Annotated in this window: 7 protein-coding genes; 6 read left to right on the plus strand and 1 reads right to left on the minus strand. The window is 61.6% G+C overall.

Annotated elements, in window-relative coordinates; all coding sequences use genetic code 11:
* Window positions 1-219: 219 nt before the first annotated feature.
* From Q8O69_RS08465 to Q8O69_RS08490, 6 genes are all read left to right on the plus strand, one after another.
* Entirely contained in the window at window positions 220-2,505 is a 2,286-nt protein-coding gene (locus Q8O69_RS08465; RefSeq protein WP_305591222.1) for an ABC transporter permease subunit, read from the plus strand.
* A gap of 15 nt (window positions 2,506-2,520) precedes the next feature.
* On the plus strand, window positions 2,521-4,197 hold the full coding sequence (gene pstA, locus Q8O69_RS08470) for a phosphate ABC transporter permease PstA (RefSeq protein ID WP_305591224.1): 1,677 nt from the start codon (window positions 2,521-2,523) through the stop codon (window positions 4,195-4,197).
* 63 nt (window positions 4,198-4,260) lie between these two features.
* Entirely contained in the window at window positions 4,261-5,094 is an 834-nt protein-coding gene (pstB, locus tag Q8O69_RS08475; protein WP_305591226.1) for a phosphate ABC transporter ATP-binding protein PstB, read from the plus strand.
* Window positions 5,095-5,233: 139 nt separating this feature from the next.
* Complete coding sequence (phoU, locus tag Q8O69_RS08480; protein WP_090379653.1) at window positions 5,234-5,965, plus strand: phosphate signaling complex protein PhoU; 732 nt, start codon at window positions 5,234-5,236, stop codon at window positions 5,963-5,965.
* A 145-nt stretch (window positions 5,966-6,110) separates the two neighbouring features.
* Window positions 6,111-7,025, plus strand: a complete 915-nt coding sequence (locus tag Q8O69_RS08485) for a response regulator (protein ID WP_305591228.1) — start codon at window positions 6,111-6,113, stop codon at window positions 7,023-7,025.
* Between the two features lie 202 nt (window positions 7,026-7,227).
* Entirely contained in the window at window positions 7,228-8,124 is an 897-nt protein-coding gene (locus Q8O69_RS08490) for a peptidoglycan DD-metalloendopeptidase family protein (protein WP_305591230.1), read from the plus strand.
* Window positions 8,125-8,218: 94 nt separating this feature from the next.
* Here the strand turns inward: Q8O69_RS08490 and Q8O69_RS08495 are convergent.
* On the minus strand, window positions 8,219-8,587 hold a 369-nt coding region (locus Q8O69_RS08495; RefSeq protein WP_305591232.1), incomplete at its 5' end, for a transporter associated domain-containing protein.

The raw sequence follows: 8,587 nt of genomic DNA on the forward strand, positions 1-8,587 counted from the left end.
GAGCCCTTTTTAACGTCGCGCAGCGACGGCCCGAAGGGTGGTCGCCAGGGATGGCAGACCATAAAGAAGTCGCACGCCCACCTCCGTTTACGACAGGTGGGCGTTGCTTTGTCAAAGCGCTGTAACTTTTCTGTCACATAGGGCGGCTAGAGTTAGCGCCTCGTATAGCGACAGAAATCACTATGGCGCGCTCATGGCTGCGCAGAGACGCTCTTACCTATGAATGACTTGGCTAGTGAAACCATGACCGCCACATCGAAATCCCTCGGGCTGGACTTCAACACCCCGGCCCTGCAGCGCAAGCGGCGTATCCGCGCGCTGAAAGATCGTTTCGCCCGCTGGGCGGTATCCATCGGTGGTATGGCCGTACTCGGCGCCATCACCCTGATCTTCTTTTACCTGGCTTATGTGGTTATGCCGATGTTCCAGGGCGCCAGCCTGGAAAGCCGCAAACCGGTGCAGGTCGCCTGGCTGAATGAAGCCGCCGCGCCGCTGCTGCTGACCCTGGAAGAACAGAACCAGATGGGCATGCGCCTGGATCAGAGCGGTAAGGTGCAGTTCTTCGATGCGAAGAAGATGCAGCCGCTGAGCAGTGTGCAGCTGCCGATTCCGGCCGATGCACGGATTGTTGCAGTTGGCACAGATGAGCCGGGTAGCAACCGCGTTGCCCTGGGTCTGTCCAACGGCCAGGTGCTGGTGTTCCAGCATGTCTACAAGATCACCTACCCGAACGATGTAAAGACCATTGCGCCAAGCATCGACTACCCCTTCGGCGAGGCGCCGATTGAGCTCGATACCCAAGGCCGTGAGCTGGACCACGTCGGCCTTAGCCTGAACCGCGGCACGCTGATGCTGGCTGGCTCCACCGGCACTGAGCTGCATGTGGTGAGCCTGGGCCGCGAAGAGAACATGATGACTGGCGAGGTGAGCCTTAGCGAAGAGCGTATCGTTCTGCCGCAGATCGCCGAGCCGATCAAAGCGCTGATTATCGACCCGCGCCACCTGTGGCTGTATGTGGTCAATGGCCGCGCGACTGCCGATGTCTTCGATATGCGCAGCAAAAGCCTGAATGGTCGCTACAAGCTGCTGGAAGACGGCAAGCTGGAAGTCAGCAACGCCACCTCGCTGCTCGGTGGTATCTCGCTGATGATCGGCGACACCAGTGGCGGCATTAGCCAGTGGTTTATGGTGCGTCAGGAAGACGGCAAGGCCTCGCTGACCTCGATCCGCAGCTTCCAGCTGGCTGATAGCCCAATTGTGCAGATTCTCCCGGAAGAGCGCCGCAAGGGCTTCTTCGCCATGGATGCCAAGGGCAACCTGGGTATCTTCCACAGCACTGCGCACCGCACCCTGCTGGTTGAACCCGTTGCTCAAGGTCAGGCCCTGGCTGCTCTGTCGCCGCGCGCCAACCGCGTGCTGGTAGAGAGCGACGGCCAGCTGCAGCGTTTCCTGGTCGACAACCCGCACCCGGAAATTTCCTGGAGTTCGCTGTGGGGCAAGGTCTGGTACGAGAACTATGACGCGCCGGGCCACGTCTGGCAGTCCACCTCTGCCAGCACTGACAACGAACCCAAGCTGAGCCTCGCGCCGCTGGCCTTCGGTACCCTGAAAGCGGCGTTCTACGCCATGCTCCTGGCTGCGCCGCTGGCCATCGCGGCTGCGCTGTACACCGCCTACTTCATGGCTCCGGCGCTACGCCGCAAGGTCAAGCCGGTGATCGAGCTGATGGAAGCGCTGCCAACGGTGATCCTCGGCTTCTTCGCCGGCCTGTTCCTCGCGCCTTATGTGGAAGGCCATCTACCGGGCATCTTCAGCCTGCTGCTGTTCACCCCAATCGGCATTCTGCTGGCCGGTTACCTGTGGAGCCGCCTGCCGGAGTCGATCCGCCTGAGCGTGCCAGACGGCTGGGAGTCGGCGATGCTGATCCCGGTGATTCTGCTGGTGGGCTATGTCTCGCTGGCCATGAGCGGCCATGTCGAGAACTGGCTGTTCGACGGCAATATGCGCATGTGGCTGAGCAATGACCTGGGCATTCCGTTCGACCAGCGCAACGCCCTGGTAGTCGGCCTGGCCATGGGCTTTGCGGTGATCCCGACCATTTACTCGATTGCCGAAGACGCCGTGTTCAGCGTGCCGAAGAGCCTGACGTTCGGTTCCCTGGCCCTCGGTGCCACGCCGTGGCAGACCCTGACCCGCGTGGTGATTCTCACCGCCAGCCCAGGCATCTTCTCGGCGGTGATGATCGGCATGGGTCGCGCCGTTGGCGAAACCATGATCGTGCTGATGGCCACCGGCAACACCGCGATTATGGACATGAACATCTTCGAAGGCTTGCGCACCCTGGCCGCCAACGTGGCGGTGGAAATGCCCGAATCGGAGGTCGGTGGTACCCACTACCGCGTGCTGTTCCTCTCGGCGCTGGTGCTGCTCGGCTTCACCTTTGTCATGAACACCCTGGCGGAGCTGGTGCGCCAGCGTCTGCGCGTCAAGTACGCCTCGCTCTAAGGCTTGGGAAGGTATATGTCCGTGAAACAGAACAACCTGAAAACCTGGTTCAAGAGCGGTACCCCGTGGATCTGGATGAATGCCGGCGCGGTGTCGATCGCCGTGATCATGACCCTGGGTCTGATGATGGTGATCGCCGTGCGCGGCCTCGGCCACTTCTGGCCGGCGGATATCGTTGAGGCCCATTACCAGATCCCTGGTCAGGAAGCCAAGGTGATGGCCGGTGAGGTCACCCAGATCGAAGAAGTGCCGCGTGCGCGTCTGGCCGCTTCCGGCTTGCCGGTGGACGTCAACGGCGGCGAGTTTATGACCCGCGAGCTGTTCAAGGTGGGTAACCGCGACGTGTATGGCGCGGACTTCACCTGGGTGGTCGGCGAATGGCTGAGCGACCTGCGCACCCCGGAAAACCTCACGGCGCTGGAGCGTCGCGAGTGGGGCAACTTCTATGGCTATCTGGTCAACGTCAAGGAAGCCGGTGAACTGGTTGCCGAAGGCGATGCCAGCTGGCCGGTGCTGCTGGAGCGCATCGAGCGTGTCGAGCAGCTGCACAAGCAACTGGTGCGCCTGGAGAAGAAAGACATCGGCCGGATCAACGCCGGGCTTGAGCGCATTCGTTTGAAAACCCGCAAGCTGGAGCTGCAGGGCAAACTGGACGAAGTCGCCCAGGCCGAGCTGGACGCCGAGCGCGCGCAGTGGGATGCCGAGTACAAGGTGCTGGAGACCGAGCTGATCGCCCTTAATCAGGCGTTCAACCGTGACAGCGTCACGCTGAAGACCGCTGATGGCCGCGAAGTGACCATCAGCCTCGGCAAGGTGGTACGGGCCTTCCAGCCGAATGCCATGGGCATGGGTGACAAGCTCGGCTTCTACTTCGCCAAACTGTGGGAATTCGTCAGCGACGACCCGCGTGAAGCCAACACCGAAGGCGGCATTTTCCCGGCGATTTTCGGTACCGTGATGATGACCCTGATCATGGCCGTTATCGTCACCCCGTTCGGCGTGGTCGCAGCCATCTACCTGCGCGAATACGCCAAGCAGGGTCCGCTGACCCGGGTAATCCGCATTGCGGTAAACAACCTGGCGGGCGTCCCGGCCATCGTTTACGGGGTATTCGGCCTGGGCTTCTTCGTCTATGTGCTGGGTGGTTCGCTCGACCGCATGTTCTTCCCGGAAGCTGCGCCGGCGCCGACCTTCGGTACGCCGGGCCTGCTGTGGGCCTCGCTGACGCTGGCGATCCTTACCCTGCCGGTGGTGATCGTCGCCACCGAAGAAGGTCTGGCACGGATTCCCCGCGCCGTGCGTGAAGGCTCTCTGGCCCTCGGCGCGACCAAGGTGGAAACCCTCTGGCGCGTGGTGCTGCCAATGGCCAGCCCGGCGATGATGACCGGCCTGATCCTCGCCGTGGCCCGCGCCGCAGGCGAAGTGGCGCCGCTGATGCTGGTGGGCGTGGTCAAGCTGGCGCCGAGTCTGCCGGTAGATGGCAACTACCCGTATCTGCATCTTGATCAGAAGATCATGCACCTGGGCTTCCACATCTACGACGTCGGCTTCCAGAGCCCCAACGTCGAGGCCGCGCGGCCGCTGGTATATGCCACTGCGCTGCTGCTGGTGCTGGTCATCGTGGTGCTGAACATGGCGGCGGTTTATATCCGCAACCACCTGCGCGAGAAGTACAAGGCGCTGGATCACTAATCATCGCGCCGTGGCCTGCTGGCCGCGGCGGCTTAACGAATTTGTTAGCGTAGGGAGCATCCCATGCAGCACGAAGCACATACACACGGTATCGACATGGCGGCCCTCGGCCGCGACCGCCAGGGCCTGAGCATGGCCAACGAGCGCGTGGCCATCGACGTGCCGGGTCTGAACCTGTACTACGGCGACAAGCAGGCGCTGTTCGACGTCAAGATGAGCATTCCCAACCAGCGCGTAACGGCGTTTATCGGCCCGTCTGGTTGCGGCAAGTCGACCCTGCTGCGCACCTTCAACCGGATGAATGATCTGGTCGACGGTTGCCGCGTAGAAGGCGAAATCAACCTCGACGGCACCAACATCTACCGCAAAGGCGAGGATGTCGCCGAGCTGCGTCGTCGTGTCGGCATGGTGTTCCAGAAGCCCAACCCGTTCCCCAAGAGCATCTACGAGAACGTGGTGTACGGCCTGCGCATCCAGGGCATCAACCAGAAGCGCGTGCTCGATGAAGCCGTGGAATGGGCACTGAAAAGCGCGGCGCTGTGGGATGAGGTCAAAGACCGCCTGCACGACTCCGCCCTCGGCCTCTCCGGCGGTCAGCAACAGCGTCTGGTGATCGCCCGTACCGTGGCGGTACAGCCAGAAGTGCTGCTGCTCGACGAACCCTGCTCGGCGCTCGACCCGATCTCCACGCTGAAAGTCGAAGAGCTGATCTACGAACTGAAATCCAAGTACACCATCGTCATCGTTACCCACAACATGCAGCAGGCGGCGCGGGTCTCGGATTACACGGCGTTTATGTACATGGGCAAACTGATCGAGTTCGGTGATACCGATACGCTGTTCACCAACCCGGCGAAGAAACAAACCGAAGATTACATTACCGGTCGCTATGGTTAATACGGATCAGTCCCCTCTCCCGCTGGCGGGAGAGGGTTAGGGAGAGGGTGGTGCGTGCAGACCCTTTCCTCCGGCCTCTCTCCCACACTTCATGAACGAAGAAGGAGAGGGGAGGTACAACCCGGCTTAGGACTCTTACATGATCAACAAAGAAAACCTTACCCAGCATATCTCCCAGCAGTTCAACGTCGAGCTGGAGGAGGTGCGTAGCCACCTGCTGGCGATGGGCGGCCTGGTCGAGAAGCAGGTCAACGATGCGGTTACCGCACTGATCGACGCCGACTCCGGTCTGGCTCAGCAAGTGCGCGAGATCGATGACCAGATCAACCAGATGGAACGCAATATCGACGAAGAGTGCGTGCGCATTCTCGCTCGTCGTCAGCCGGCAGCGTCCGACCTGCGTTTGATCATCAGCATCTCCAAGTCGGTAATCGATCTCGAGCGCATCGGCGACGAAGCGACCAAGATCGCCAAGCGCGCGATCCTGCTGTGCGAAGAAGGTGAAGCACCGCGCGGTTATGTGGAAGTGCGGCATATCGGTGATCAGGTACGCCGGATGGTGCAGGAAGCGCTGGACGCTTTCGCCCGTTTCGACGCCGACCTGGCGCTGTCGGTGGCGCAGTACGACAAGACCGTCGACCGTGAATACAAGACCGCCCTGCGTGAGCTGGTGACCTTTATGATGGAAGACCCGCGCTCGATCTCGCGCGTGCTCAACATCATCTGGGCTCTGCGTTCGCTGGAGCGCATCGGCGACCACGCGCGCAATATCGCCGAACTGGTGATCTACCTGGTACGCGGCACCGACGTCAAACACATCGGCCTGACCCGTATGCAGGAAGAAGTGCAGGGCACCAACAAGGGCAACTGAGTCGGCTGTTGCGGGCGGCGTTGATGCGCGGCCCGTGCGACCCTGCATGGCCAAGATGCACCTGATCGCGACATATGGTGCATTTCGGTTGGCCTTTGGCCAGTAGCCGTGACTATGCTTAAGGCCATCAGAACAGGAGTGGCCGATGAGCAAAGTCAGCGTGCTGGTAGTGGACGACGCAACCTTTATCCGCGATTTGGTGAAGAAGGGTTTGCGCGACCACTTTCCAGGCATCCAGATCGAGGAAGCCGTCAACGGGCGCAAAGCCCTGCAGATGCTGACGCGCCAGCCGGTTGACCTGATTCTCTGTGACTGGGAAATGCCGGAGATGTCCGGCCTGGAACTGCTCACCTGGTGCCGCGAACAAGAAGCCCTGAAGATCGTGCCGTTTATCATGGTCACCAGCCGCGGTGACAAAGAGAACGTGGTGCAGGCGATCCAGGCCGGCGTTTCCGACTTTATCGGCAAACCCTTTTCCAACGAACAGCTGATCACCAAGGTGAAGAAGGCCCTCAGCCGTGCCGGCAAATTGCAGGCACTGATGTCCAGTTCGCCGCCGAAAATGCTTAGCAGCGGCTCTTTCGCCAACGACTCGTTGTCCGCTTTGACCGGCGGCAAAGCCGATGTAGTCAAACCAGCAGCAGGGCCAGCGGTGCAAGCTGCTGCGGCCTTTGCCGGGAAACCCGCTGCGGCCAAAGCACCTGCCGCTAGCGCCCCCAGCGGTCGCGGGCAAGGCCAGTTGCGGTTGCCCGGTGGCGCCAGCATGTCCTGCGTGATCAAGGCGCTTAGCCTTAAAGAAGCGCTGCTGGTGGTCAAACGCACCGAGGTACTGCCGCAGGTGCTGGAAAGCGCGGTGCTCGATCTGGAACAGGGCGAAGCGGCAGAAACCGCACGGCTCAACGGCTACCTGCATGCCGTCGCGGCCTTCGAGCCAAAACCCGACAGCGAGTGGCTGCAACTGACCTTCAGATTCGTCGACCGCGACCCGCAGAAGCTCGACTACATCTCCCGGCTAATCGCCCGGGGGACTGCGCAGAAGCATTTCAGCCCCGGCGCGTAGGGCGACGCTGCGCTTAGCGCCAACCTCCGCGCAATGTGTTGCACGCAGGCGAAGTCTGGACGCCATCCGGGAAAACTGGCGGCTTATGCCGACCGGTGGCGGTGAGCCGGTTCACAGCCTGACCCTTGGTGTCTCGCACGGTGGCGGTAGCGCTGCTAATCTCAATGGTCCGGACACAGCACATCATAAGATCCGAGTCGTTATGCTAGGGCGTTTGATACTTCTCTGCAGTTTGTTGACCCTTGCCGGCCAGGCAGCGGCGTTGACTATTTATAAGTACACCGATGCCAACGGCGTGGTCACCTATACCGACCAGGCCGCGCCCGGTGCGCAGGTGTTCGTGTTTCGCGACCGTATGGTCGAGCGCCTGGACAACCAGGTAAAGCTGGAAACCAAGAAACACGAGGCCGGTGAAACCCTGTTGGTGCGCAACGACCTGCACGCACCGGTGCAGATCGAACTGCGCCTGGAAGGCACTGACAACGTCACGGGCGTGCCGAACAAACCGATCAGCTGGGTGCTGCCGCCGCGCAGCAATATCCGCCTGGCCACCTTGGCCCCGCGTGATGCCAGCAAACCTATGCGCTATACCCCCAAGCTGCGCTACGCCATGGGCGATCCGCGCCTGCTGCCGACGCAGAAGAGCTACCCGCTGCCGTGGCGCGGCGGCCCGTTCCGCCTGACTCAGGGCGCCAACGGCAAGTACAGCCACTTCACCCCGAAAGGCCGCTACGCCATGGATATAGCCATGCCCGAAGGCACGCCGATTGTTGCGGCGCGCGGTGGCATCGTGGTGAAAACCGAGAATCAGCAAAGCGGTCGCGGCAACAACCCGTCCGGCAACTATGTGCGCGTCTTGCACGACGACGGCACCATGGGCGTCTACCTGCACCTGATGAAGGGCTCGGTGGCGGTCAGCGAAGGCAGCCGCGTGCGCGCCGGCAGCCTGCTTGCGCGCTCTGGCAATACCGGCAACAGCACCGGCCCGCACCTGCACTTTGTGGTGCAGCGCAATGTCGGCCTGGCGCTGGAATCGATTCCTTTCAACTTTGCCCAGCCGGTCAACAGCCTGCCTAACTTTGCCGTTGGCGGCGAGTAACCAAGCCGTAGGATGGGTTGAGCTTGCGATACCCATCGCTCCGGAATGATGGGTATCGCTCCGCCCAACCCATCCTACAAGGCGGCGAGGATGCTCAATCCAGCTTCAACACCTTGGCCAGCACGATCTTCGGGCCTTTCATCTTCTTGACGATGATGCGTAGGCCGTCGACTTCCAGCACTTCCTCTTCCTCGGGCATGCGCTTGAGGGTTTCGTAGATCAGCCCGGCGAGGGTTTCCGCTTCGACGTGATCGAGGTCGACGCCGAGCAGGCGCTCGACCTTGGCCAGTGGCGTGTCACCGCGTACCAGCAGCTTGCCTGGCTGGTAGGCGAGGATGCCGCGTTCGGCCTTGCGGTGTTCGTCCTGAATATCGCCGACCAGGGCTTCCAGTACGTCTTCCATGGTCAGGTAGCCGATCACCTTGCCGTCGGCCTCCTCGACCAGGGCGAAGTGCGAGCCACC

The sequence above is a fragment of the Pseudomonas sp. genome, from assembly GCF_030690725.1.
In the GTDB taxonomy this organism is placed as follows: Bacteria; Pseudomonadota; Gammaproteobacteria; order Pseudomonadales; family Pseudomonadaceae; genus Aquipseudomonas.